25 protein-coding genes, 1 tRNA gene and 1 pseudogene are annotated in these 23287 nt (G+C 65.8%); 8 read left to right on the top strand and 19 right to left on the bottom strand.

Translation table 11 applies throughout. From position 1 onward, the window contains the following. Window positions 1-61: 61 nt before the first annotated feature. The 8 genes and pseudogenes from HPC46_RS30745 to HPC46_RS30715 form a co-directional block, all read right to left on the bottom strand. Complete coding sequence (locus HPC46_RS30745; RefSeq protein ID WP_325096845.1) at window positions 62-1468, bottom strand: MCE family protein; 1407 nt, start codon at window positions 1466-1468, stop codon at window positions 62-64. A 3-nt stretch (window positions 1469-1471) separates the two neighbouring features. Then, complete coding sequence (locus HPC46_RS30740; protein WP_179475897.1) at window positions 1472-2326, bottom strand: ABC transporter permease; 855 nt, start codon at window positions 2324-2326, stop codon at window positions 1472-1474. Window positions 2327-2336: 10 nt separating this feature from the next. Then, window positions 2337-3101 (bottom strand): MlaE family ABC transporter permease, encoded by a 765-nt coding sequence (locus tag HPC46_RS30735; RefSeq protein WP_179475896.1) that lies wholly within the window; start codon window positions 3099-3101, stop codon window positions 2337-2339. Between the two features lie 240 nt (window positions 3102-3341). Continuing rightward, window positions 3342-4055: a hypothetical protein gene (locus tag HPC46_RS30730; protein WP_233716942.1), complete on the bottom strand. Its 714-nt coding sequence runs from the start codon at window positions 4053-4055 to the stop codon at window positions 3342-3344. Window positions 4056-4103: 48 nt separating this feature from the next. Continuing rightward, window positions 4104-4364 (bottom strand): annotated as a pseudogene (locus HPC46_RS35660) (Rieske 2Fe-2S domain-containing protein); the annotation flags it as partial. Further along, window positions 4361-5335, bottom strand: a complete 975-nt coding sequence (locus tag HPC46_RS30725; RefSeq protein WP_179475894.1) for a PDR/VanB family oxidoreductase — start codon at window positions 5333-5335, stop codon at window positions 4361-4363. The pseudogene HPC46_RS35660 and the gene HPC46_RS30725, both read right to left, overlap by 4 nt. Before the next feature lie 25 nt (window positions 5336-5360). Further along, window positions 5361-6692 carry a cytochrome P450 gene (locus HPC46_RS30720; protein WP_179475893.1) on the bottom strand — a complete coding sequence of 444 codons (1332 nt, stop codon included), beginning with the start codon at window positions 6690-6692 and terminating at the stop codon, window positions 5361-5363. 146 nt (window positions 6693-6838) lie between these two features. After that, complete coding sequence (locus tag HPC46_RS30715; protein WP_179475892.1) at window positions 6839-7168, bottom strand: hypothetical protein; 330 nt, start codon at window positions 7166-7168, stop codon at window positions 6839-6841. Between the two features lie 241 nt (window positions 7169-7409). On the opposite strand from HPC46_RS30715, the gene HPC46_RS30710 reads away from it, so the two are divergent. Further along, window positions 7410-8537: a LuxR C-terminal-related transcriptional regulator gene (locus tag HPC46_RS30710; protein ID WP_179475891.1), complete on the top strand. Its 1128-nt coding sequence runs from the start codon at window positions 7410-7412 to the stop codon at window positions 8535-8537. Here HPC46_RS30710 and HPC46_RS30705 read toward each other — a convergent pair. The 7 genes from HPC46_RS30705 to HPC46_RS30675 all read right to left on the bottom strand — a co-directional run bounded on the left by HPC46_RS30705 (window position 8523) and on the right by HPC46_RS30675 (window position 15333). Further along, window positions 8523-9878, bottom strand: a complete 1356-nt coding sequence (locus HPC46_RS30705) for a cytochrome P450 (RefSeq protein ID WP_179475890.1) — start codon at window positions 9876-9878, stop codon at window positions 8523-8525. The genes HPC46_RS30710 and HPC46_RS30705 overlap by 15 nt on opposite strands. A gap of 21 nt (window positions 9879-9899) precedes the next feature. After that, complete coding sequence (locus tag HPC46_RS30700; RefSeq protein WP_325096844.1) at window positions 9900-10955, bottom strand: alcohol dehydrogenase catalytic domain-containing protein; 1056 nt, start codon at window positions 10953-10955, stop codon at window positions 9900-9902. Continuing rightward, window positions 10948-11349, bottom strand: coding sequence for an SCP2 sterol-binding domain-containing protein (locus HPC46_RS30695; RefSeq protein ID WP_005141212.1), 402 nt, complete (start codon window positions 11347-11349; stop codon window positions 10948-10950). Before HPC46_RS30695 ends, HPC46_RS30700 begins: the two co-directional genes overlap by 8 nt. Before the next feature lie 124 nt (window positions 11350-11473). After that, complete coding sequence (locus HPC46_RS30690) at window positions 11474-11923, bottom strand: response regulator (RefSeq protein ID WP_179475889.1); 450 nt, start codon at window positions 11921-11923, stop codon at window positions 11474-11476. Beyond that, window positions 11920-13509: a sensor histidine kinase gene (locus HPC46_RS30685; RefSeq protein WP_179475888.1), complete on the bottom strand. Its 1590-nt coding sequence runs from the start codon at window positions 13507-13509 to the stop codon at window positions 11920-11922. Before HPC46_RS30685 ends, HPC46_RS30690 begins: the two co-directional genes overlap by 4 nt. Then, window positions 13509-14717, bottom strand: coding sequence for a PP2C family protein-serine/threonine phosphatase (locus tag HPC46_RS30680; RefSeq protein ID WP_179475887.1), 1209 nt, complete (start codon window positions 14715-14717; stop codon window positions 13509-13511). The genes HPC46_RS30685 and HPC46_RS30680 overlap by 1 nt, the downstream gene beginning before the upstream one ends. A gap of 109 nt (window positions 14718-14826) precedes the next feature. Next, window positions 14827-15333 carry a hypothetical protein gene (locus HPC46_RS30675; protein WP_233716938.1) on the bottom strand — a complete coding sequence of 169 codons (507 nt, stop codon included), beginning with the start codon at window positions 15331-15333 and terminating at the stop codon, window positions 14827-14829. Between the two features lie 60 nt (window positions 15334-15393). Here HPC46_RS30675 and HPC46_RS30670 point away from each other — a divergent pair, with 60 nt between their 5' ends. Further along, on the top strand, window positions 15394-15705 hold the full coding sequence (locus HPC46_RS30670; RefSeq protein WP_407665581.1) for a hypothetical protein: 312 nt from the start codon (window positions 15394-15396) through the stop codon (window positions 15703-15705). Here HPC46_RS30670 and HPC46_RS30665 read toward each other — a convergent pair. Beyond that, the gene (locus tag HPC46_RS30665; protein ID WP_179475885.1) at window positions 15702-15893 is read right to left on the bottom strand and encodes a hypothetical protein; all 192 of its coding nucleotides are present in this window, start codon (window positions 15891-15893) and stop codon (window positions 15702-15704) included. The genes HPC46_RS30670 and HPC46_RS30665 overlap by 4 nt on opposite strands. A gap of 34 nt (window positions 15894-15927) precedes the next feature. Here HPC46_RS30665 and HPC46_RS30660 point away from each other — a divergent pair, with 34 nt between their 5' ends. The 3 genes from HPC46_RS30660 to HPC46_RS30650 are packed head-to-tail and all read left to right on the top strand — an operon-like array spanning window position 15928 to window position 17576. Then, window positions 15928-16785: an LLM class F420-dependent oxidoreductase gene (locus HPC46_RS30660; protein ID WP_179475898.1), complete on the top strand. Its 858-nt coding sequence runs from the start codon at window positions 15928-15930 to the stop codon at window positions 16783-16785. A 59-nt stretch (window positions 16786-16844) separates the two neighbouring features. Further along, window positions 16845-17228: a hypothetical protein gene (locus tag HPC46_RS30655; protein ID WP_218894847.1), complete on the top strand. Its 384-nt coding sequence runs from the start codon at window positions 16845-16847 to the stop codon at window positions 17226-17228. A 15-nt stretch (window positions 17229-17243) separates the two neighbouring features. Next, on the top strand, window positions 17244-17576 hold the full coding sequence (locus tag HPC46_RS30650; RefSeq protein WP_179475883.1) for a cupin domain-containing protein: 333 nt from the start codon (window positions 17244-17246) through the stop codon (window positions 17574-17576). On the opposite strand, the gene HPC46_RS30645 is transcribed toward HPC46_RS30650, so the two are convergent. The 3 genes from HPC46_RS30645 to crcB (HPC46_RS30635) are packed head-to-tail and all read right to left on the bottom strand — an operon-like array spanning window position 17577 to window position 19401. Beyond that, window positions 17577-18638: a putative PII-like signaling protein gene (locus HPC46_RS30645; protein ID WP_179475882.1), complete on the bottom strand. Its 1062-nt coding sequence runs from the start codon at window positions 18636-18638 to the stop codon at window positions 17577-17579. It lies immediately after the preceding gene. Further along, window positions 18635-18973, bottom strand: coding sequence for a fluoride efflux transporter CrcB (gene crcB / locus HPC46_RS30640; protein ID WP_218894845.1), 339 nt, complete (start codon window positions 18971-18973; stop codon window positions 18635-18637). The genes HPC46_RS30645 and crcB (HPC46_RS30640) overlap by 4 nt, the downstream gene beginning before the upstream one ends. Before the next feature lie 23 nt (window positions 18974-18996). Continuing rightward, window positions 18997-19401, bottom strand: coding sequence for a fluoride efflux transporter CrcB (gene crcB, locus HPC46_RS30635; protein WP_179475880.1), 405 nt, complete (start codon window positions 19399-19401; stop codon window positions 18997-18999). 62 nt (window positions 19402-19463) lie between these two features. Here crcB (HPC46_RS30635) and pgm point away from each other — a divergent pair, with 62 nt between their 5' ends. The 3 genes from pgm (at window position 19464) to HPC46_RS30620 (ending at window position 22485) form a co-directional block, all read left to right on the top strand. After that, a complete protein-coding gene (gene pgm / locus HPC46_RS30630; RefSeq protein ID WP_179475879.1) occupies window positions 19464-21098 on the top strand; it encodes a phosphoglucomutase (alpha-D-glucose-1,6-bisphosphate-dependent) in 1635 nt (544 codons plus the stop codon). Next, window positions 21095-22357 carry an MFS transporter gene (locus HPC46_RS30625; protein WP_179475878.1) on the top strand — a complete coding sequence of 421 codons (1263 nt, stop codon included), beginning with the start codon at window positions 21095-21097 and terminating at the stop codon, window positions 22355-22357. Before pgm ends, HPC46_RS30625 begins: the two co-directional genes overlap by 4 nt. A 52-nt stretch (window positions 22358-22409) precedes the next feature. Continuing rightward, window positions 22410-22485: transfer RNA gene (locus HPC46_RS30620), tRNA-Ala, on the top strand. Window positions 22486-23287: the final 802 nt, after the last annotated feature.

Genomic DNA, 23287 nt, shown 5'->3' with positions numbered 1-23287 from the left:
AGGTAGGGGAATGGTGGACGGCGACGCGAGGGTGAAGGGAGCGGAGAGGTTGCGGGGTAGTTTAATTTTCAAGCAGAGGAGGGCATACGAGGTGCCTCTTGTCTCGTGGGCGCGGAGAAGTGTATAAGAGGCGGGGGGCAGGTGCCGGCGGCACGCCCGGCCACAGGGGGACCCCGTCCGGTCCGTACCAGGACGCCCCGAACGGCGGCATTCCTGGCGGCACGACCGGCCCGGGAGCCGGGCCGGGCAGGCACTGGCGGATGCTGGGCGGCTTCGGGTTCGCGCGGGTGACCGGGAACCAGTCGGCCCAGCACGGGTGCCCGAGGCCGGGGTTGGGGCGCAGGTCAAGGCCGGTGCCCCAGCCGGTGTTGGTGACCAGCTGGCGGACGGGGAAGTTCTTGGTGGCATCGGGCAGCGAACCGCAGCTGGGTTTGCCGCCCGGGCCGCCCTTGGCTGCCACGATCGGCAGGTTGTCCGGGTACTGGTAGGGGTCGTTGCCGAGGAGCAGGGCGACATCGAAGACCGCCGACTTCCCGTCTTTGCCACCCCAGGCGTCGTACGCGCCGTGATCGAGCGTCCAGGTCGCGCCCTGCAGCCAGCAGGTATAGACCGGGTTGTACTTCATCAGCAGGGCGGTCGTCGGTTCCAGGACGTTCACGGCGTCGACAAGCTTGTCGCCGCTCGTCTCGAGCAGATCTCTGCCGGACTGGGAGAATCCGATTGTGTTCAGTAACAACGCATCCAGAGCCGACGACCGGTCGGCGATCGTCTTGCTGACGGTGCTCCCGGCGTTGAGGATCGCGACGATGTCCGGTGCGGCCGCGGCATAGGTGTCGTTGAACTCCTTGAACGAACGCCAGTCATCGCGGATGGTGTCGCTGCGATCATTGAGTGCCTTCAACACCTGATTGAGATCGGTGGTGGCCTCTCCCATCCGGGGACCTTGGCCGCGGACCCCGTCGGCCACAGCGGTCAGCACTGCGTTGAGTTTTGCCGGGTCGACCATGTCCAGAAGGCTGACCACGTTCTCGAATACCGTGTTGACCTCGGTGGTGACGTTGGCCGACTTCAAGACCGCGCCCGCGGCGAGCCGCTGCGGGCTGGGGTCCGGGGGATAAACCAGATCGACGAACTTTGCGCCGAACGCGCTGGTGGAGCTGATCTGGGCGCCGACGTTCGCGGGGATGTAGCGAACCTGATCGGGGTCGATTTCCAGGCGCAGACTCGCCGGGCCCTGCCCACCGCTGATGTCACCGACGCGGCCGACCTGCACCCCTCGCATCTTGACCTTCGCGCCGGATTCCATCACCAGTCCGGAGCGGTCCGAGGTGAGGGTGACCGGGACGTAGGACCGGAACGTGCCGGCGAACGCCGTCGTGGTCACGAAGAAGAACAGCGCGATCGCCAGCAGAAGGACGACCGTCCACCAGCCGTCACGAAGACGGTTCTCACCAGTTCGGGCTTCCACGTGCTACCCGGCGAGGTTGAAGTTGCCGGACTGGCCGTATACGGCCAGCGAGATCATCACGATTTCGACCGCCGCGACCACCATCGAGGTGCGTACCGCGCGTCCCACCGCTTCACCGACGCCTGCCGGACCGCCTTTTGCGGTGAATCCGTAATAGGTGTGCACCAGCATGATCACGACGGTCATGGCGACCGACTGCATGAACGACCAGATCACGTCGGTCGGGTTGAGGAAGGTATTGAAGTAGTGGTCGTAGACGCCGGAACCCTGGCCATAGATCGCGACAGTGCCGGTCCGGGCGGCCAGAAACGCCATCATGACTGCGATGCAGTACAGGGGGATCACCACGATGACGCCGGCCAGCACTCTGGTCGCGGCCAGATAGGTGACGGCCCGGATGCCGATGACTTCCAGCGCGTCGATCTCCTCGTTGATGCGCATCGCGCCGAGCTGCGCGGTGGCCCCGGCGCCGATGGTGGCCGACAGCGCCACGGACACCGTTCCGGGAACGATGAGCCGGACATTGAAGAAAGCCGAAGCGAAGCCCGTCAACGCCTCGAACCCGACCGACGCCAATTGGTTGTAGCCCTGTACGGCGACCAGCGCTCCGGTGGTCATCGTCAAGAAACCCACGATCGCGACGGTCCCGCCGACCACGGCCAGTGCCCCCGCGCCCAGCCCCATCTGCGCGATGAGCCGAAGGAGTTCCTTGTGGTAGCGGGTCACCGCGTCGGGGATCGCCGCCAGCGTCGTGACGTAGAACCGGGTCTGAGCTCCGATCCGGTTCCAGCCCTCGGCGACGCCCCGCATACTGCCAAGCAGCTTGGGGTGCAGTCTGCTCGGCGTGCTGACGCTCACGTGTCGGCCCTCACGAGACGGTGAACTGGATGCCGACGGCTGTGACGATCACATTGATCGCGAACAGCACCATGAATGTGAAGACCACCGTTTCGTTGACGGCGTTGCCGACGCCGGCCGGGCCGCCACCGACGGAGATGCCCTTGTAACAGGCGATCAGGCCTGCGGCCAATCCGAATAGCGTGGCCTTTGTCAGGGATACCACCACGTCACCCATACCGGTCAGCAGCGTCATCCCGGCGGCGAACGCGCCGGGCGAGACATGCTGGATATAGACACAAAAGATGTAAGCTCCTGCCAGTCCGGTCAGAATCACCGTCGCAGACAGTGCCAACGCCACCGTCGTGGCGGCGAGCACTCGCGGAACCACCAGTGCCTGAATGGGATTGATACCCATGACCCGTAGTGCGTCGAGTTCTTCGCGGATGGTGCGGGCGCCTAGGTCGGCGCACATGGCAGTCGCGCCTGCACCGGAGACCACCAACACCGTGACGATCGGGCCGATCTGGTTCACTGTCCCGATCGCCGCGCCGGTACCCGAGAAGTCGGCCGCGCCGAACTCGCCCAGCAAGATATTGAAGGTGAACACGAGCAGCACCGAATAGGGCAGCGTCAGCATCAGCGCAGGGAGCACCGAAACCCTGGCGACGAACCAGGTTTGCAACAGGTACTCACGCCATGCGAACGGCGGGCGGAACATCTGCACCAACGTGTCCAACGACATGCCGATGAAGCCGCCGAACGCTCGCACCGGCTTGGCAAGGGTGGTCGTCATTGTCACGACGAGGCCCCCGAAAGGGGCATCAAGGCAGCCCGGCCGCTTTTGCTGGCAACGTCAATATCTGCGCAAAATCCGTCCCGGATCGCCACCGAAATTGTCGGCAGCCTGGGTTCAACGATGACGACCGACGGCATGGCGGAACGCTATCGTGAGCGTTGCTGTGGTTGCTGCTCCTCAATGGGGGCTATTTTCTACCCCCAAAGAGTTAGGAGTGCAGGCCCCGCGGACGGCCGATCATCGGCGGATCGGTAAACCGCGCTCATTGGCGATCATGGTGGCGACGATGCTGCGCGCCCGCATGACCGGTACGTCGGCCTGAAACTCTACCCCGGCTTGCCATCTGTCGTAACCCGAGTGGTTCGATGCCACTTCCAGCACTGAGTTGTCTCGCCCTGCAACACCTTCCAGGAACCTGTGCAGTCGATCCGCGACGGCGGGTTCACCCAGGCGATAATTACGGGCGCCGATCATGAATACATTCGTCGTCGTGGCAGCGGCGGGAGTGATTCCGTGAATCCTGCTGGTGGACAGGATGCTTCCGCTCGGAGCGTGGATATCCCAGCGCTGATGATGCAGGGCTGGCGACGCGAACGTCCCCATCTCGCGACGTCGATAGCGAACAGTGCGCGGCAGTCCCGTTGTTTCGGCTTCCCAATCGGTGAGCGGCGCAGGCGGGAGATCCCGCGCGTAGGACACCGTGGTTTCGGTGACCTCGACGTCACCGGCCGGGGGCATTGCCTGGATCCGATCCGGTATGTCGCCGGCATGGACGATCGGGGCGTAGCTGAAGTCGAGGTAGTGCTCATGCACCATCAGGTAGTTGGCGTCGACGGTCCAGGTGGATGTGAACGCCTCCCACTCCGGTTCTGCTACCCACGGGAGCGTCGGAGGCATGCTGCCGGCGGCCGATCGCGGTGGGCCCAGCCAGGCCCAGACGAATGGCGCCATCTCGACCACCGGAAACGTTCGAAGGCGCATTCCCGCCGGGACGCGGCTCTGCGCCGGAACGGCAACGCAGATTCCGTCCGGATCGTAGGTACAGCCGTGGTATCCGCATACCAGACGGTCGCCATTGACTGTTCCGTGCGACAGAGGGAAAGCCCTATGTGCACAACGGTTTTCGAACGCAACAGGACGTCCATCGGCGCGACGCCACAGCATGACGTCCTCGCCGAGCAGCCGGCGAGCGACTGGCGAATCGGCCACCTCGTCAGAGGTCGCGGCGACGTACCAGCAGTTCGTCGGCCAGTTGGTCACAGGTCAAGCACCAGGCGTTGGCTGCGTGACCGCGATACGCACACGAGCATGACCTCACCGGATTCCTTCTGCTCGTCGTTCAGTACCGAGTCGCGATGATCCGGCACTCCGTCGAGCACCCGCGCCTCGCAGGTACCGCACACCCCTTCGTAGCAGCTCGTCGTGATCGGAATTCCGGCTTCCTCAATGAGTTCCAAGATTGACTGATCGGGGGTCACTTCCAGGGTTATGCCCGAACGCTGGCATACCACCTCGAACTGGTCGAACGCCGCCGCATGGTCGGTTGTGGCCGCCGCTCTGGCGGCGAAGCGTTCCACGTGGAGGCTGCCGCCCGGCCAGGGTGCACAGCGCTGCTCGACGGCGGTGAGTAACGCTTCGGGCCCGCAGCAATAGACCGCCGTACCGTCTTCGGGATCCCCGAGTAGCGAGTCGAGATCGAGAAGACCACATTCGTCTTGTGGCCATATCGTCACTCGATCGGGATAGCGCTCGAGGAGATCAGCGGCGAATGCCATGGAATCTCTGCTTCGCCCGCCGTACAGCAGCGTCCAGTCTTTCCCGACGCGATGGGAAGTCTCGAGCATTGCCAGTATCGGTGTGATGCCGATGCCGCCGGCGATGAAGCGGTAGCGGCGGGCGTCGGCGAGCGGGAAGTGATTTCGAGGGCCGCGCACCCGCACGACGGAGCCCTCGTGGAGGTTGTCGTGCACGTAGCGCGAGCCTCCGCGGCTGTGGGGTTCCAGCAACACACCGACGCGCCAGAGGGCCGAATCCAGCGGGTCGCCGCACAGTGAGTACTGGCGGATCAGGCCATCCCCGAGAACGAGATCGATATGGGCCCCGGGCTGCCACCGTGGGAGCTCCCTGCCATCCGGAGCGGCGAGGGTCAACACGACGACATCGTTCGCCGCAACGTAGCGGTGCAGGACGGTCAGGTCCGCGGTGAACTCGTGAACGCTGGCGTTCGACATCGTCAGCGCGGTATGCAACGCCCGCTCACACTACGGTCACCCGCGCGGGCAGGTGCTTGAGGCCGCCGACGAAGTTCGTGTGCGTCACACTGCCGGGGCCGAGCACCTCGATCGCGTCGAGGCGGGGCAGGAGCTGCTCGAACATCACCCGAAGTTCCAGCTTGGCCAGATGCTGGCCCACGCAGGTGTGTCCGCCGAAGCCGAATGCCATGTGGTTGTTGGGTTTCCGATCGATATTGAAGTCGTCGGGGTTGGTGAACAGATCCTCGTCGCGGCATGCGGACTGGAACAGCGGCATCACCCGGTCGCCGGCCTTGATGAGCTGACCGTTCAGTTCATAGTCGGCGTCGGCGCGGCGCATGAAGTGCTTGACCGGCGCGACGTACCGCAAGCCCTCCTGAATCAGGTTGGGTACCAAGGTCATGTCGGCCCTGATCCTGGCCAGCACATCAGGATGCAGCGCAAGCTGTTGCAACGTGCCCGCCAACGTCGCCGAGGTGGTGTCGTGTCCGGCGGTGCAGATCGCCATGAACCAGCCGTAGGCGTAGGCGGTCGGCCAGTAGTCCCCGTCGGGGGTGGTGGCCACCGAGATGAGTGTCGCAAGGTCGTCGCGGGGATTGGCCCGGCGATCTTCGATCAGGGTGTCGAAGTAGCCATAGAAGTCCTGGACGGTGTTTGCGAATTGCTGTGCCATCGCTTCTGGGCTGAGCGGTTCGACGTCGTCGCGCTGGTGCTCGGGGTCGGCGGTGCCGAAGAACTCCTGGGTCAGCGCCATCATCCGCGGTTCGTCCTCGGCCGGCACCCCGAACAGCGTCATCACGACATGAAGCGGGAAGCCAAGCGCCCAGTCGTCGACGAGATCGATTTGTTTGTCACCCGCGGAGACGCCTTTGAGCTTGTCGATGGACTCGTTGGCCAGTGCGCGGATCTGGTCCTCCCACTTCTTGAGCTGGATGGGCTTGAACCAGTCGAACGCGATGTTCTTGACCGTCGTGTGCTCCGGCGGGTCGAGGAAGGGCAGGGCGTCCATCAGGCGCAGGCTGCCGCCGAGGAGTTGCTTGGTGAACTCGTCGCCGGCCTGGTTCGTCAGGATGGGATTGTGTGAACCTGGCTTGGCGCCACCGCCGGCGCTGAAGATCTCCGGCTGGCCCTCGACTTCCTGGATGTCCGCGTACTTGCTGACCAGCCACAGCGGGTCATACCCCTCCACAACGGCTTTGCCGACCGGCATGTTGTGGCGCATCCACTTGTACGCCTCGTGCAGCGCGGCGAGGTCGGCGTGGCCCTCGGGAAGCACGATCCGCCGTGCTATCTCCTCGGGGAGGATCGCGGTATCTGCCTGCTGGGTGGTGGTCACGGCTTCCTCCTGCTGTCGTGCTTGAGCTGCATCGAGTGCGGTAGTCCGGTGCGGACGGCATCTGTGACTCAGTCTCGTCACGGGCGCCCCCGCATTCGCCCCCACTAGGGGGTTTTATCGCTACCGCGTTGGGGGGAGAACGGGCCTCACTGTTCCGGGCAGCCGTCGTCGATCCACCCCACGATCCGCGCGATCGCATCCTCCGGGATCAGGGGAAGATACGCGGGCATCGCTGGTATCAGAGCGCCAGCGGGCGGCTGGGGCAGATCGGAGCCGAACGGCGGTTGGCCCCTCAGTGATTTCACCAAGTTGGAGTTGTCGCCGTCGCCGGGGATGACGAGAGGGCGACCACCGATCTTCATCGTGATGAATCTGTCGCGGGTGATACCGCGCCAAAAAGGTCCATGGGACGCTACGTCCGCGTCGGGCCCGCCGACCGAGTCATCGAGGATGGCGATGACGTCGATGAAGTTCACGGCTGTTCGTTCCTCCTGCGCGGAGGCCACTCGCCGTCCGCTGCAGCACAGTGTGGTCGGCTGCTCCGCCCGCCGCGTCACCACGACGGGGGTCGATTGCTCTTGCTTTGGAGGGATTTGACCGGGGGGCGGTAGGTCAGCCGGCGCGGCGCTCCTGAACATGGGTGTTCCGCCTCCCCAGCCCGTCCTGGCCTGGTGGAATACCGATATTCGGCCTGCTGGTCGTGTGTATTCTCGTGCGATGGGTCACAGTGCTGGGCGGTCTTCGGCCGCGGCGCGGACCGCCGACGAGGAGCGTCTGCGCGCAGTCCTCGACGGCTTGCGTGCGATTGCCGACGCGGACGACCCGCAATGGAAGCCGCGTCCCGCCGATGCGCGCGCGGTACTCGACGGCGCCTGGTCAGCGCTTGCCGATCTGCTCGACGAGCGACCCCACGCGGGCGCCGTGTTGGAGATGTTGCGCAGGCTCACTCTCGCTGATGACGCATTGGCCCGGGCGACGGCCGTACCCCGCCAACTCGGTGAGGCACTGGGTCGGCTGGAATCTGCGCCGTCGAGGGTGGCAGATCTGGTGCGTCTGGCGCCTCAACTGACTCGATACCTCGGATTCGACCGCGCGATACTCTCGCGGATCGTTGACGGCCTGTGGATTTCGCAGGCGGTTTACATTGCCGACGATCCCCGTTGGGCCGACGAAATCAATCAGGTCGGCCAGCGCAGTCCCCAACCGCTCTTCCCGGGTCTCTATGAGACTGAGATCGCCCGGCGGCGCGAGGCGATGATCGTGACCGACGTTCAGAGTGATGCGCGGGTCCACCGGCCGATCGCGGACGCCTCGCGATCGCAGTCCTACGTCGCGGCTCCGATCGTTTCCGGAAATCGTGTCGTCGGCCTGTTGCACGCCGATTGTTATCTGCAGGGCCGCCAGACCGGTGGGACCGACTGCGAATCGCTGGCCGCCTATGCCAAGGGGCTGCAGGTGGCGCTCAGTAGGGCGCACCTGGCCGAAGGACTGCAGGCGGTGAGCTCGGTCCTGAGAAACACCGCGAACGACAGCCGGGACCGGGCCGACGCCGCCGGCGAGTTCGCGCTGGACGAGCCGGCGCCGGACGTCGCCGAGGGTCCGCACATCGCGCTGGCCACCCGGGTCACGCGACGGGCACTTCGTTCGGTGCGCGATGTCCTGACCGCCCGTGAGGTGCAGATCCTCGAGCTCATGGCCGAGGGACGGAGCAATGCGGCGATCGCCACCCAGCTGGTCATCTCCGAAGGCACCGTCAAACAACACGTGAAGCACATCTTGCGAAAGTTGCGTGCCGCCAACCGGGTGGAGGCAGTGTCGATGCTCTACCAGTCAGACGGTGCGTGAGCGAAGGCTCCGACCGGGATCGATCGGCATGCTCACCACACCGCGAATGAAGTTGGTCCGCACCAACGTCGGCGTTCCGGTGCTGAAATCAGGCATTTGGGAATGTAGTTCACGGAACAGAGACCTCAGCATTGTTCGGGCCAGTTGACTGCCAAGGCAGAAGTGAATACCGCCCCCGCCGAATGCGATGTGCGGATTGCGTTCTCGGGCCAGGTTGAGTTCGTTCGGCGTGTCGAAAACCGTGTCATCGCGATTGCCCGAGGAGTACATCATCACGACCTTGTCGCCGGGCAAGATCTTCTGTCCGCCCAGTTCGTACTCGGTGACGCAGGTCCGCCGGAAGGTCTGCACGACTGAGCCCCAACGCAGGAATTCTTCCACTGCCGTGCCGATGCGCCCTTCGAAGTCAGCCCACAGCCACGCCCGTTGGTCAGGATGGTCGTCGAGCGCCTTTGCGCCGAAACTTGCGGTGTGACGGGTGGTGTCGGTTGCCGCGACGGCGAAGAGAACCATCGTCGCACCGATCTCGAAGTCACTGAGACGCTCGCCGTCGATCTCGGCCTGGACCAGGCTTGTCAGCAGATCTTCGGTCGGGTGGGCGCGCCGTTGCGCGATCAATTCCTCGGTGAGGTCGTGGATCACCAGTGCGGCCTCGACCTGAACCTCAGCGGGATCGCGGCCGGCAAGAAGATCGGGGTCGGCCCACGCCTGGGTCTCGTCGGCGGCATGTGAGAACCGCTGTCGCAGATCAGCGGGGACGCCGAACATATCGCCGAACATCTCGACGGGTAGATGCTTGGAGATGTCCTCGACAAAATCGATCGCCGCACCGTCGGCGGCTTTCGCCGCCGCAGCAGCAACGATTCGCTGTGCGCGCGAGGCGATGTCGTGCTCGATCCGTTGAATCTGGCGCGCCGTGAACGCCGAACTCACCAGCCGGCGCACCTTCTGGTGCTGGGGGTTGTCCATGGCGAGAAAGGACATTGCCATCTCGAGGAATACCGCTGGCAGCGTGTCGAACATGACTCCGTAGCGGGATACGAACACCTCAGAGTTCTGGCTCACTTCGGTGATGTCCTTGTGCCGCACCACGGCCCAGAAACCGGGGTCGTCGGGGTCGGGCGAGACCGCGGTCTCGATCGGCGGCTGCCAGCTGACCGGTCGGTTGTGCCGCAACTCGGCGAAGAGTGGGTCACGCTCGGGTAGGTCGAGATCCCAGAACGCGTCGCTGGAAACATTCAACGCATCGAACGATCGGGTGGCGGCGACGTCATTGGTCGGGGCCAGGTCGACATCACTGTCGTCGTCGAAGGACAGCTCGGAATCTTCGAAGGTGGTCATGGTGATCCTCTCTGGGCTAGCTCAGACCCAAGGGTCGAGCACGATTTTGGTGGCCTCGCGGGCTTCGAAGAGGCGATAGGCGTCGGCGGCCTCCGAAAGGCCCATCCGGTGGGACACGATCCTGCCGGGGTCCAACTTCCCGGCAGCCGACAGTGCGAGCACCTCGTCGATGTACTCGGTGATGTGGGCGACGCCCATGTGCAGCGTCACGCCCTTGAGGTAGAGCTCACCGAACGGAATCGACACGGATTCCTCGGTGTAGACCCCTGGGATGGACAGCGCGCCGCCCGCGCGGACCAGCGAGATCGCGGACACGAGAGCCGATTCGTGACCGACCGCGTCGACGACGACGTCGGCCCCGCGCCAGCCGGTCAGGTCGAGCACCGCATCGGCCGGATCATCCTCCGATGCGTTGATCGCCAGCGCGCCAAGGCTTTCAGCCTCTTTGAGTCGTGTGTCGATCTTGTCCACGACGACGACCTGAGCCGCCCCCAGAACGGTTGCGGCCATCGCGGCGCAGAGTCCCACAGGTCCGGCACCGACAATCGCGACAGTGTCGCCGGGGCGCATTGCGCGCGCGACGGCCTCGTAGCCGGTCGTCATGATGTCGCCTGCAAAGAGGATGTCGTCATCGCTCGCGGCGCCGTCGGGGATGATGCGCGCGGTCAGGTCGGCGTTCGGGATCACGACATATTCGGCCTGGCCACCGTCAAGGTCACCCAATGCCAGACCGAGACCGAAAATTCTTGACCCAGCGCAATTTCCGGGCTGGTGGCGACGGCACTGATAACACGCGCCGCAACTGACGACACACGAACTGACCACGCGGTCACCGGTGCTCATCTGAGTGACGGCATCGCCGGCAGCTTCGACGGCGCCCAGAAACTCGTGACCCAGGATGATGTCCGGCTCGGCTTCGAGCCGGCCCTCGTAGGGGTGAAGGTCCGTGCCGCAGATCGCGGTTCGCTCGACCCGCACGAGAATGTCCGTCGGGTTGGCGATCACCGGTCTCGGTACCTCCATGACTTCGACGCGGTGTGGCGCGCGCAAGACCGCGGCCCGCATCGTCTCAGGCACTCGCGTCGTCCTTCTTGGCGATCCTCTCGCGGTACATCGGGAACAACGGCTTGGTGAGTGGGACGAGCTTGAGGATTTTGTTGACCGGACCTTTGGCCTTGACCTGACCCTTCGCCAAGCCGACTGCCAGGTTGTAGTCGCCGCGCCAGAATTGGTCTGCGGTATCGCCGCGCATCAGCAGGGTGATGTCGGGCTTGACGTCGTTGGGGCCGGAAATGACTTGGTAGTCATCGTGAAAGACCATGGTCATCTCGAAGTCGGGATCGGTGTAGATGACCCGCATGACGATGTTGGCCGCTTTGAGCTTCGGCCCCGATTCGGGATGATCACCCGCTTCGCGGAACACCCCGCCGATGTACTCGTCGAGTTCGTCGGCGTCCTTGAAAAAACCCATGGCGATCGTGCTCCTGGCTTGACGGTGAGTTCGATCACCATGCAAGCACCGTGGAGTCGATTCGATCAGACCCCGCCGGGATGTATCGCTACCCCCGAAGGGGTAGTCGGTTTGCTGACCGCGGCTAGCGGGGCTGGCCGCCCGGCAACCGGACCACCTGGACGAAGAATTCGTCGATCTGGCGGACCGCACTCATGAACTGGTCGAGGTCGACCGGCTTGGTGACGTAGGCATTGGCGTGCAGCTTGTAGCTGCGCAGGATGTCCTCTTCGGCGGACGAGGTGGTGAGCACCACGACCGGGATGCTGCGCAGGTCGTCGTCGGACTTGATCTTCTCGAGGAGCTGACGGCCGTCGTACTTCGGCAGGTTCAGGTCGAGCAGGATGAGGTCAGGTCGCGGTGCGTCGGCGAACGGTCCGCGCCGGTAGAGATAGTCCAGACCCTCCTCGCCGTCATGCACGACATGCAGCGTGTTCTTGAGCTTGTTGTGCTCGAAGGCCTCTCGGGTGATCAGCTCGTCCCCGGGATCGTCCTCGATGAGCAGGACGTCGATCGCGCGACCGTTCTCGGTCATGAAGCGGTTCCTTCCAATTGGGGCTGGTGCTCGGGTGCGGTGATGGCGGGCAGCGTGAACCGGAATCGGGTTCCGTCGTCGTAGGACGTATCGATCCAGATGGTCCCACCGTGGTGCTCGACGATCTTCTTGACCAATGCCAGGCCGATTCCGGTGCCTGCGTAGGCATCCCGGCCGTGAAGACGTTGGAAGATCACGAACACCTTGTCGACGAACTCGTCGGCGATGCCGATTCCGTTGTCGGCGAAGGTGAACATCCATTGCCCCTCGTGGTCGTCCGAACCGGGCTCAGAGGTGATGTTGATTCGGGGAGCCTGGCCCTCACGGCGGAACTTGACGGCGTTGCTGACGAGGTTCTGCCACAGCATGATCAGCAGCGTCGGATCGCCCAACACCTTCGGCAGCGGTCCGGACCGGGTGATCTCGGCGCCGGTCTCCGCGATCGAGGTGGCCACGTTGGCGATCGCCTCGTCCAGCACGGCATCGAGATTGACCTCCACCAAAGTGGCGTTGAGCCGGCCGACTCGGGAGAACGTCAACAGGTCGTTGATCAGGATCTGCATGCGCTTGGCGCCGTCGACGGCGAAGTCGAGGTACTGCTGCCCGCGTTCGTCGAACTGGTCGCCGTAGCGCTTCTCCAGCAGCTGGCAGAACGAGGCCACCTTGCGCAGCGGCTCCTGCAGATCGTGGGAGGCGACGTAGGCGAATTGTTCGAGCTCGGCGTTGGAGCGCAGCAACTCGGCTGCTTGTTCGTCCAGCTCTGCGCGTGCCGCACTGGATGCGTCGAGTTCGTCGACGATGCGTTGGCGCATGTCCTCGACGTCGGCGGCGATCGAGCGAATGTCCTTGGGCCCCTGGGGAACGATGTGCTGACCGAAGCTGCCGTCGGTGATCCGCCTGCAGGCCGCGGCCAGCGCCTCCAGCGGCCGGGTGACCGCATTGCGAATCAGGATCGTGATCACGAGCCCCGTGATGAGGAAGGCGGCGATCACCACACCCAGGGCCCGGTCGCGCCAGGCCTGGGCCGTGCGGAGCTGATCGACAGCATCGGTGCGCGCGGTCGCCAGATGCTGGTTCTGGGTATCGAAAAGGGCTCTCAGAGAATCGAATTTCGACTTGCCGGCTTCGGCGTTCGCCCTGTTCACCACGCTCGGCAGTCCCGGCGTCACGCTGGCGATCAGCGGCTCGGCGTACCCGCTGCGCCACGCCGCCGCGGCTTGTTCGATCGCATCCAGATCACCGATCAGTTCCGGCCTGCCGGAGAGTTGCTCTCGAATGGCCTGCGCGGCAGCCTGTTCCGTTTTCTGGCCGTCGTAGTACGGCGCAAGGAACTGTTCGTCGGCTCCGATGACGTAGCCGCGAACCGCGGTCTCCTGGTCACGTAGTGCGGCCTGGAGCCGGTAGGCGCCAACCCGGGCGGGCTGGATGTTGTCGATCAGCTGCCGGCTCGTCTCGTCGGTCCGGTTGAGCAGTACGGCCGCGACAAGCGCGCCGCCGAGCACCACGAGGCCCACCACCACGAGCACCAGGCTGAGCCAACCCCGCACCGTCATACCGGACAGCCGGGTGCCCTCCACTTCTTTCATCAGCGAGTGCGCTCCACACGCAGTACCGCGATGTCGTCGCTGATCCCGCCGTGCGACTGGGCACATGCTTCGGCCGCTTCGATGAGGGACTTCACGAAATCGGCTCCGGGCAATGTCGCGAGTGACCGGGCCAGCTCCAACAGGCCTTCCTCGCCCAGTCGCTGGTTGCCGATGCCCGAATATCCCTCGAAAAGACCGTCGGTGAGCAGCACCAGCGCGTGGCCTTCAGGGAGCTCCAACTCGTTCTGCGGCCATTGCTGGGCGCCCAGGCCCAGTGCGGGTCCGGCGGGCGGTTCGAGCCAGTCGACGGTGCCCGGTCCGTGCAGGAGCATTCCCGGGTGGCCGGCGCGCACAGCGGTGAAGCCCCGTCCGTCGGGCCAGAGCGCCACGCTGAGCACCGTCGCGAAGATGCCCGAGCCGGCCCGCTCTGCCCGCAGGATCTGTTCGAGGCGGCGCATCCTCTCGTTGCCGCGCAGGCCGGCAAAAGTAAAGGCGCGCCAGGCAATTCGTAACGCGGCGCCGAGCGCGGCCTCGTCGGGGCCGTGGCCGGCCACGTCGCCGACCATGACGTGCACGGTGCCGTCCGGGGTCTGAACCATGTCGTAGAAGTCACCGCCGAGCAGCGCGTTTTCCCGGCTGGGCCGGTACTGCGTGACGATCTCGACACCGGGGTCCTCGTTGAGCAGCGGCAGGGGCAGCAGTGCGCGCTCCAGTCGGGCGTTTTCCTGGGCGCGCACCTGCGTGGTGTGCAGGTCGACCGCGGTCAGCTCCGCCCGCTTGCGTTCGATCGCGTAGAGCAGGGAACGGTGCAGCGTCTCGGGTTCGACGTGGCCCTTGACGAGGTAGTCCTGTGCGCCGGACGTCATCGCCGACATCCCGAAGTGTTCGTCGTTGAGACCGGTCAGCACCACGATCGGCAGCGTGGCGTCGAGTTTGGTGACGCGGTCGACGGCGGAGATGCCGTTCGCGTCGGGAAGATTGAGATCCAACAGGACGCAATCCGGCCGGCCGCCGGCCAGCGTTTCTTCAGCAACGGCGATGGACGGAGCCCACTGCACCGTGATGTCAGCGCCTGCGTCGTCGATCAGCTCTTCGACCAGGATGGCGTCGCCGCGATCGTCCTCGATCAGGAGCAGCGAGATTGGTCGCTTGTTGGCGCCGGCAAAGCCGGCGGGGTTCAATCCCCGTGGGTCATAGGGTGCGCGCATGGCCATCAGATCCTTGTATTCAGGTTGGCCGCGCTTTGACCGTTGTATTCATTCGACAACATCCCAACCCTACCGGCTGGAATCGACTCGTGTCGGTAGCGGGGTCTCATCAGCGGTGCGCCGTGCCGGTCAGCGGCTTCCCGTCGGCGCTCTGCAGCAGGCAGATCACTGTGCTCGGGTACGGGTTGTCGGATGTCCGGTCCTGGTCAGAGTCGATGAGGTAGGTGGTGGTGTATTGGCCCGCCGCCTGCTCAGCGCCGGTGTAGTGCTGGAATCCGGTCGCGCACGCACCGGTGGCGATGTCGGCCAGGGCCGCATTCACCGGGATCGGCGCGCGCAGATAGGTCTCGGCCAGATGGGGACCCCCACAGTCGACGACGCTGACCATCACCACCGCCGGATCGGCCGGTGGCGGGTCGGCCAGGCACTCGCCGGCCTTGAGGTCCACCCACTTGACTGTCTGCGGTTGCGCGGTCGGAGTGATCGCCGCCGTGGTCGTGGTCGTGGCGGAGATGTTTGTGGTGGTCAGCGTGGGTGTGGTGTAGCTGGTTCCGCCGCAGCCGGTCAACGCGGCGGCGGCAAGTCCGACCACCGCGCCCCGAGCCATGGTGCGCATGTTGATGTGTTTACCGGACCCGGTCGACCGGGTACAGACATTCTCGCTATGACGCTCACAATGACTTCCAAGCTGGCGGTCGCGGCCGTTGTCTCCGCTGTGGCGTTGGCTGCCGGGGCGGGTGTGGCTCAGGCCGATCCGCACCCGCCGCCCGGGCCGCCGTGGGTTCCCGGCGGGCCGGGTAATCCCCTCCCGCCGGGACAGGGCTATCTGCCCCCGCCTGGCCACCGTGCCGACTACGACAACGTGGTGCCCGTCTGGGCGCCACCCGCACCGCCGCCGCCCCCGTGGGCGCCCTGGCTTCCGGTGGTCTGGAATGCCGACCTGCCGGCCTGGGGCGTCTGGTGGAACGGCGGCTTCATCCAGCTTTAGAAGCTGGCGTCGCGATCGCGCACGAAGTCCAGTAGTGCCGGGTCGGCTGAGGTGAATCTGTCGACCTCCTCGCCACCGTCACAGCGATACAGACCGACGGTCACCGAATCGGCGTGACGGTCGATCACGGCCCAGTGCGCACCGGCGTCCTCCCACCGCTGCAGCGTCGCTGCCTGGTCATCGTCCATAGCGACCATCATGGCGCGTGCGATGATGCGCAGTATGCGACTCGGGTTGCACGCTCTGGGTATCGGCACCGGCGCTGAACCCGCGGTGATCCAAGCGGTCGCCGTTGCCGCCGAACAGAGCGGCTTCGCGACGTTGTGGGCCGGGGAGCATGTCGTGATGGTCGACGACTCCGCGTCGCGCTACCCGTATGCCGACGACGGCAAGATCGCCGTGCCGGCCGACGCGGACTGGATCGACCCGATGATCGGCTTGTCGTTCGCCGCGGCCGCGACGACGACGATCGGCCTTGCAACCGGCGTACTGTTGCTGCCCGAGCACAATCCGGTGATCGTGGCCAAGCAGGCCGCAAGCCTGGACAAGCTCAGTGGTGGCCGACTCTCGCTGGGCATCGGAATCGGTTGGTCCCGTGAGGAATTCGATGCTCTGGGTATTCCGTTCGAGCGACGATCCGCCCGCACCGCCGAGTACGTGGCTGCGATGCGGACCATCTGGGGCAACGATATCGCCTCGTACGCAGGAGAATTCATCGATTTCGAGGCGATCCGGGTCAACCCCAAACCGCGTGCGCGGGCGATCCCGATCCTGTGCGGTGGCAACAGTGATGCGGCATTGCGCCGGGTCGCGCAATGGGGTGACGGCTGGTACGGCTTCAACCTGCTCGATGTCGACGACGTCGCGGCGAGGGTGGGGACATTGCGTCGACTCTGCGCGGACGCAGGGCGCGACCCGGCGCAATTGCGGGTTGCCGTCGCGCTGCGCCAACCGGACCCATCGGAGGCGAGCCGTCTGGCAGAGTTGGGCGTCGACGAGCTCGTCCTGGTCGCCTCGCCTCCGCGAGACCCGGCGCTCGCCGGGGCCTGGGTGGCCGAGCTGGCCGGGGATTGGCAGTAGGAGGGGCTGTGCAGCACTGGACTGCGGTCGCGGTGGCGGCGGTATTCGTGTGGCTGGGCATGGTTCTGGCCATCTCGTTCCTGGAGGCGCCGCTGAAGTTTCGCGCTCCCGGGGTCACCATCCCGCTCGGCCTGGGTATCGGCCGGCTCGTCTTCCGTGCGCTCAACGCGTGCGAAGCCGTACTGGCCGCGGTGATCGTCGTCGCCCTGGTGATCGGCACGCCCGCTACCGGTGTCATCGTCGCGGCGTTGGTGGCCATCGCCGCGCTGTTGATCCAGGTGCTGCTTGTCCGCCCGGCCCTGACCCGGCGCTCCGATGCCGTGCTGGCCGACGCGAGCCAGGCGGAGGGCGGACGGTCGAACGCGCACTACGTGTACGTAGTGGTCGAAGTTGTCAAGGTAGTGGCGCTACTTACGGGTGGCGTTCTGCTGCTTACTGTTTGAGAACTGGAGGATGTCATGGACTCGGTTTCACTGTCCCGGCTCGCCGACGAGCACCTGGCCGCGGCCCGCACGTCGAACAGCGGGCGCGCCGCACACACCGTGCACGGCGGCCACGATCACCAGCTGCGCCAGACGTTGATCGCCCTGGCCGGCGGCCGCGATCTGAGCGAGCATCACAGCCCAGGGGAGACGACGCTGCAGGTGCTGCGCGGCAATGTCCGGCTGACCACCGCGGACGAGACCTGGGAGGGCTCCGAAGGCGACCTGCTGGTCGTTCCTCGGGAACGGCACGGCCTGCACGCCGTCGACGACTCGGTGATCCTGCTGACGGTCCTCGCCGACAGCTGATCAGTACTGGTAGTCGGCCAGATCGGTCGCACCCCGGCGTACGTCGCCGTCGAGTATCAGCAGCGCGGGCACCATCTCCGAGGTGACCAGACCGTGGCGGCCGGTCACCTCGTCGATCATGTCGAAACACTGCGCGATGACCTCGGAGGTGTCGACGACGATCGTTGTCACCGGCACCTGGCGACCGTATTGAATCAGCTTGTCGCCGTGCGGCTTATGGTCTCCGTGGAAGCCCCAGATGCCGCGTAGCACGGTGGCGCCGCCGACGGTCTGCGATTCCCACAGCCGGCGCACCAGCGCGCGGTGAACGGGCGCCCCGTCATAGTGGGTGGCGGCGTCGGTGTGGATCGTCAGCTTCTGACGCAGTTCGCGGCCGTGGGCATCGACGGCGGGCAGCGCCGGCGGCCGGGCCAACAGTCGGCCGTCGCGCTTGCACACCTGGATGCGTTCGACCGTCACCAGCGGCTCGTCCATCAACGCTTCGAGTTCAGGCAACGCGCGTCGCGCCTGCTCGGCATTGCCGATCGCGACGATCATGATCGGGACGTCGGTATTGCCGCTGAAGAAGCGCGCGCGGCGTCGTCGACCGTCGGCGGTGCCGTCCACGCCGAGGTACACCGTCGCACCCGCGAACTGATGACGGTGCAGCAGGTCGCACACCGCATAGAAGGCGGCCGCGCCGTTGATGCGGCGCCGGCGGCCGACGTAGATGGTGAGTTTGACCCCGTCGTCGCCCTGGGGCAGTTCGCCGCCGTAGCGCCGGGCCCGTTCCAAGGTGATCAGGCCGCGGGGGGTGATGGCGACGACGTCGTCGATCAGCCCGCCGATTGTCTCGGCGGTGTCGATGGCGGCGATCGCGATCGGCGGGTCCTCGGACAGCGTCAGCGACTCGTCGCTGCGGATGATGTGCCGCGGGCCGAAGCTGGCGATGCCGCGCAGCATCACACTGTCGGCCACCTGGCGCTCGGCATAGAGGTCGAGCATCGCCTCGGCCAGGAAGCGGGAGCCCTTGCGCTGGCGCTCGCCGAAGAAGGCGGTCAGTTTCAGGTAGGTGTCGCTCACAGCAGGCTCGCAATCCACTGGCCGAGCATCGCCGCGGCGACACCCAGGACAACGCTGGCGACGAGATTGGCGACCGCGGGCCAGATTTGGCGCTCCTCGGTCAACCGCTGAGTCTCCAGCATCCAGGTCGAGAATGTCGTGTAGGCGCCGACGAACGCGGTACCGGCCAGCAGCGCGGCATGATGGCTCAACGTCAGCCCGGAGACGAAGCCCAGAAGTACCGCACCACTGATGTTGACGGCCAGCGTGCCGAACGGGAAGGACCGCGCGGCCCGGCGGGCGACCGCGCGGTCGACCATGAACCGTGCGACCGAGCCCAGTCCGCCGATCAGCATCACCCCGGCCCAGATCGCGACGCTCACGCGCGGATCCTGACGCGGCGCACCAGGGCGGTCGCGATGTACACCGCCAGCAGACCCGCGGCGATGCTGACCACGGTGTAGGCGGCCGCAAGTCCGTAATGGTGGTGCTCGATCATCTTCAGCGTCTCGACCTGCATGGTGGAGAACGTCGTCAGCCCGCCGCACAACCCGGTGCCCAGCAGGGGGCGCCGGTAGCTCGACAGCGGCAGCCGCTCGAGCAGGCGGGTGGTGAAGTAGCCCAGCAGAAATGCGCCCACGATGTTGACGCCGAACGTCGCCCACGGCCAGCGCGCCGGATCGTCGACGAACACCGTCGCCAGGACCGCGCGCGCGAGAGTTCCCACCGCGCCGCCGACGAACACGGCTGCCAGCTCGCGGTTGTCATGGCCGAACAAGGGCATCCCCCTTAACCGTGGATGAATCCGCGAGCAAGTATCGCTCTTGGGAAGGCAGAATTGGCGTCATGGCGGCTAACCCCCGCGCCGGTCAGCCGGCGCTCCCCGAAGACCTCGTCGATCTGCCCCATCTGGTCACCGCGTACTACACGGTGAACCCCGACCCGGACGATATCGACCAGCAGGTCGTGTTCGGCACGTCGGGACATCGGGGCTCCAGTCTGGACGGGGCGTTCAACGAGGCGCACATCCTGGCCACCACTCAGGCGATTGTGGAGTACCGAGCTGGGCAGGGCACCACCGGGCCGTTGTTCATCGGCCGTGACACCCACGGGCTGTCCGAGCCGGCCTGGGTGTCCGCGCTGGAGGTGCTGGCCGCCAATGACGTTGTGGCCATGATCGATTCGGCTGACCGCTACACGCCGACACCGGCGGTCAGCCACGCCATCCTGACGTTCAACCGCGGCCTGACCTCTGGGTTGTCCGACGGTATCGTCGTCACCCCGTCGCACAACCCGCCGCGCGACGGCGGGTTCAAGTACAACCCGCCCAACGGCGGACCGGCCGACACCGATGCGACCGGGGCGATTGCCAAGCGCGCCAACGAGATTCTGCGCGGCGGGCTCAAGGACGTGAAGCGGGTTCCGCTGGCCCGCGCGCTGGACAGCGCTCAGCGCCACGACTATCTCGATGCCTACGTCTCGGATCTGCCCAACGTCGTGGACATCCACGCGATCCGGGCCGAGAAGATCCGCATCGGTGCCGACCCGCTGGGCGGGGCCAGCGTGGACTATTGGGCAGCCATCGCCGAACGGCACGACCTCGATCTGACCGTGGTCAACCCGCTGGTCGATGCGACGTGGCGGTTCATGACCCTGGACACCGACGGCAAGATCCGGATGGACTGCAGCTCACCGAACGCGATGGCGTCACTGATCGCCAACCGTGACTCCTATCAGATCGCCACCGGCAACGACGCCGACTCCGATCGGCACGGCATCGTCACCCCGGACGCCGGCTTGATGAACCCGAACCACTACCTGGCGGTGGCGATCGACTACCTCTATTCGCACCGGCCGGAGTGGCCGGCCAGCGTTGCGGTGGGCAAGACGGCAGTCAGTTCATCGATCATCGACCGGGTGGTGGCGGGCCTGGGTCGCAAGTTGATCGAGGTGCCGGTCGGCTTCAAGTGGTTCGTCGACGGATTGATCGGTGGCACAATCGGTTTCGGTGGCGAGGAGTCGGCAGGGGCGTCGTTCCTGCGTCGTGACGGTTCGGTGTGGACCACCGACAAGGACGGCATCATCATGGCGCTACTGGCCTCGGAGATCCTGGCGGTCACGGGTTCGTCGCCGTCACAGCGCTACGCCGAGCTGGCCGCCAAGTACGGTGCGCCGATCTACGCCCGGGTCGACGCCCCGGCCAACCGGGAGCAGAAGGCGCGGCTGGCCAAGCTGTCGCCGGAGCAGGTGACAGCCACCGAACTGGCCGGCGAGCCGATCACCGCCAAGCTGACCACCGCGCCGGGCAACGGTGCATCGCTGGGCGGGCTGAAGGTGACCACTGCCGACGGCTGGTTCGCTGCGCGGCCGTCGGGCACCGAGGACGTCTACAAGATCTACGCCGAGTCGTTCAAAGGCCCCGAGCATCTGGCGGAGGTGCAGGAAGCGGCGCGTGAGGTGGTGAATACAGTCATCTCGTGAGTTCCGTCGCCGAAGGTGACTGTTCCTCGGAAGCGCAGGCCAAGCTTCCCCGGGAAGTCTGGGTTCTGATCGCCGCCAATGCGGTCATCGCCCTTGGCTATGGCGTGGTCGCACCGGTGCTTCCGCAGTTCGCCCGCAACTTCGGGGTCAGCATCAGCGCTGCGACCTTTGTGATCACCGCCTTCGCGGTGATGCGACTGGTCTTCGCGCCCGCATCGGGCATGTTGGTGCAGCGACTGGGGGAGCGGCGCATCTATGTCAGCGGCCTGCTCATCGTGGCGCTGTCCACGGGCGCGTGCGCGTTCGCCCACACCTACTGGCAGCTGCTGGTGTTCCGGGCGCTGGGCGGGATCGGGTCGACGATGTTCTTCGTCTCCGCGCTGGGGTTGATGATCCGGATCAGCCCGCACGACGCGCGCGGCCGGGTGGCGGGGATGTTCTCCAGCGCGTTCCTGGTGGGCTCGGTGGCCGGCCCGCTGATGGGCAGCCTGACCGCCGGGCTGGGCCTCGCTGCTCCGTTCCTCATCTACGGGGTCGCGCTGCTGATCGCCGCCGCCGTGGTGTTCATCAGCTTGCGGCATTCGCATCTGGCGGCACCGGCTCCGGCCGACGAGCTGACGGTGACCCTGCGGGTTGCGTTGCGCCACCGGGCCTATCGCGCGGCGCTGTTGTCCAACTTCGCCACCGGGTGGTCGGCGTTCGGGCTGCGGGTTGCGCTGGTGCCGCTGTTCATCACCGAGGCGTTGCATCGCGGACCGGGGGTCGCGGGCGCGGCACTGGCCACGTTCGCGGCCGGGAACGTGGCGGCGGTCATTCCGTCCGGGCGGCTGTCAGATCGGACGGGACGCCGGCCGTTGCTGATCGTCGGGCTGGCGGCATCCGGTCTGACGACGGCGGTGGTCGGGGCGGCGACGTCGCTGCCGGTGTTCCTGGTGGGCGCGTTCATCGCGGGCGTGGGTACCGGGGTGTTCACCTCGCCCCAGCAGGCCGCGGTGGCCGACATCATCGGGAAGGCGCGCGGCGGGACGGCTGTGGCGACGTTCCAGATGATGTCGGATCTGGGCTCGATCGTCGGCTCCCTCGGCGTCGGCGAGATCGCCCAGCATTTCTCCTTCGAGTGGGCGTTCGCGATCAGCGGCGTGATCCTGGTCCTGGCCTCGGTCGGGTGGCTGCTGGCGCCGGAAACGCGGGATGCCCCGCCGCTGGAGCACACCCCGCCGCGACCGCTGGGCCCGGAGGCCGCGGGCGAGCTGCCCTGACCAGCGATTTTGAAGCGTAGGTGCCGGTGGTGTAACTTCGGTGGGCACACCTGGGGCTATGGCGCAGCTGGTAGCGCACCACACTGGCAGTGTGGGGGTCAGGGGTTCGAATCCCCTTAGCTCCACCAGGCAAAACAGCACTCGATTGAGTGCTCAGAAGGTCGTTTGACGACAGTTCTGACGACAGTTCGGTTCATCTCAGCCGTGAGCAGGAGCGCATCGCCCCCTTCTCATCAGCTCCCGGATGGCCGCCACGGCGCTGTCGGTCAACACAGTCCGCCCCTGCGGCGTGACGGCCCCTGCGGTGTGGCGGGGTGATGGCCATGCCATTGGTCCCAACCAACCAGCGGCGGTCAGCGTCCCCGCTCCGATCGTCGAATTTCCGTCACGCTGCAGCATGATGCCTGCTCGCGAACCGTGAGCCTCCCGGCCGGGGCATGTCGTGTCTCGGCTGGCGATCCTACGACTTGTCGTATCCTGACCGCCGGGAGGCAAGAGTCGGTTGAACGCAGCTCAGAGCGGAGATAGCCAGGCTCCTGGGGGTCCCTCTAGTGGTCTTCGCGACATACCAGAACCCCTACATGGAGAGACTGGTGTCGCGCTGTCCGGGCCACCAATATCGCCCATGGCACGCATTTCCCTGTACGACGACGTCCAATGGGAACTATTCATCCTTGAATGGGTGCATGCCCTGAGATCCGGCTACGTTCAGGTCAAGCGGTTCGGTGGAGCCGGTGACAGGGGCGCGGACATTGCGGCGTTCAAGACTGCAAACGGCCTAGAAGGTGCTTGGGACTGTTTCCGAGCAATGATCAGAACCTGTGGATGACCCTCGGTGGGGCGGCATGAAAGTGGGCGCACCTTCCCGGGGATGATCTGAAGTCCAAGGTTCTCTGATCAAGACCGGCGTTGACGCGCTGGTTGGGAAGG

This window comes from Mycolicibacterium vinylchloridicum, assembly GCF_013404075.1.
Classification (GTDB): domain Bacteria; phylum Actinomycetota; class Actinomycetes; order Mycobacteriales; family Mycobacteriaceae; genus Mycobacterium; species Mycobacterium vinylchloridicum.
This window is presented reverse-complemented; position numbering and strand designations above follow the sequence as displayed.

What these genes read in the sequence shown, in the direction of transcription:
- HPC46_RS30670 (WP_407665581.1), top strand. Translation starts at nt 15,394, where the DNA reads ATGACTTCCAAGCTGGCGGTCGCGGCCGTTGTCTCCGCTGTGGCGTTG.
- HPC46_RS30725 (WP_179475894.1), bottom strand. Translation starts at nt 5,335, where the DNA reads ATGTCGAACGCCAGCGTTCACGAGTTCACCGCGGACCTGACCGTCCTG.
- HPC46_RS30735 (WP_179475896.1), bottom strand. Translation starts at nt 3,101, where the DNA reads ATGACGACCACCCTTGCCAAGCCGGTGCGAGCGTTCGGCGGCTTCATC.
- HPC46_RS30660 (WP_179475898.1), top strand. Translation starts at nt 15,928, where the DNA reads ATGCGACTCGGGTTGCACGCTCTGGGTATCGGCACCGGCGCTGAACCC.
- HPC46_RS30665 (WP_179475885.1), bottom strand. Translation starts at nt 15,893, where the DNA reads ATGGACGATGACCAGGCAGCGACGCTGCAGCGGTGGGAGGACGCCGGT.
- HPC46_RS30690 (WP_179475889.1), bottom strand. Translation starts at nt 11,923, where the DNA reads ATGACCGAGAACGGTCGCGCGATCGACGTCCTGCTCATCGAGGACGAT.
- HPC46_RS30655 (WP_218894847.1), top strand. Translation starts at nt 16,845, where the DNA reads ATGGTTCTGGCCATCTCGTTCCTGGAGGCGCCGCTGAAGTTTCGCGCT.
- HPC46_RS30650 (WP_179475883.1), top strand. Translation starts at nt 17,244, where the DNA reads ATGGACTCGGTTTCACTGTCCCGGCTCGCCGACGAGCACCTGGCCGCG.
- HPC46_RS30680 (WP_179475887.1), bottom strand. Translation starts at nt 14,717, where the DNA reads ATGCGCGCACCCTATGACCCACGGGGATTGAACCCCGCCGGCTTTGCC.
- HPC46_RS30685 (WP_179475888.1), bottom strand. Translation starts at nt 13,509, where the DNA reads ATGAAAGAAGTGGAGGGCACCCGGCTGTCCGGTATGACGGTGCGGGGT.
- crcB (WP_179475880.1), bottom strand. Translation starts at nt 19,401, where the DNA reads ATGCCCTTGTTCGGCCATGACAACCGCGAGCTGGCAGCCGTGTTCGTC.
- HPC46_RS30730 (WP_233716942.1), bottom strand. Translation starts at nt 4,055, where the DNA reads ATGGCGCCATTCGTCTGGGCCTGGCTGGGCCCACCGCGATCGGCCGCC.
- pgm (WP_179475879.1), top strand. Translation starts at nt 19,464, where the DNA reads ATGGCGGCTAACCCCCGCGCCGGTCAGCCGGCGCTCCCCGAAGACCTC.
- HPC46_RS30710 (WP_179475891.1), top strand. Translation starts at nt 7,410, where the DNA reads ATGGGTCACAGTGCTGGGCGGTCTTCGGCCGCGGCGCGGACCGCCGAC.
- HPC46_RS30695 (WP_005141212.1), bottom strand. Translation starts at nt 11,349, where the DNA reads ATGGGTTTTTTCAAGGACGCCGACGAACTCGACGAGTACATCGGCGGG.
- HPC46_RS30675 (WP_233716938.1), bottom strand. Translation starts at nt 15,333, where the DNA reads ATGCGCACCATGGCTCGGGGCGCGGTGGTCGGACTTGCCGCCGCCGCG.
- crcB (WP_218894845.1), bottom strand. Translation starts at nt 18,973, where the DNA reads ATGCTGATCGGCGGACTGGGCTCGGTCGCACGGTTCATGGTCGACCGC.
- HPC46_RS30705 (WP_179475890.1), bottom strand. Translation starts at nt 9,878, where the DNA reads ATGACCACCTTCGAAGATTCCGAGCTGTCCTTCGACGACGACAGTGAT.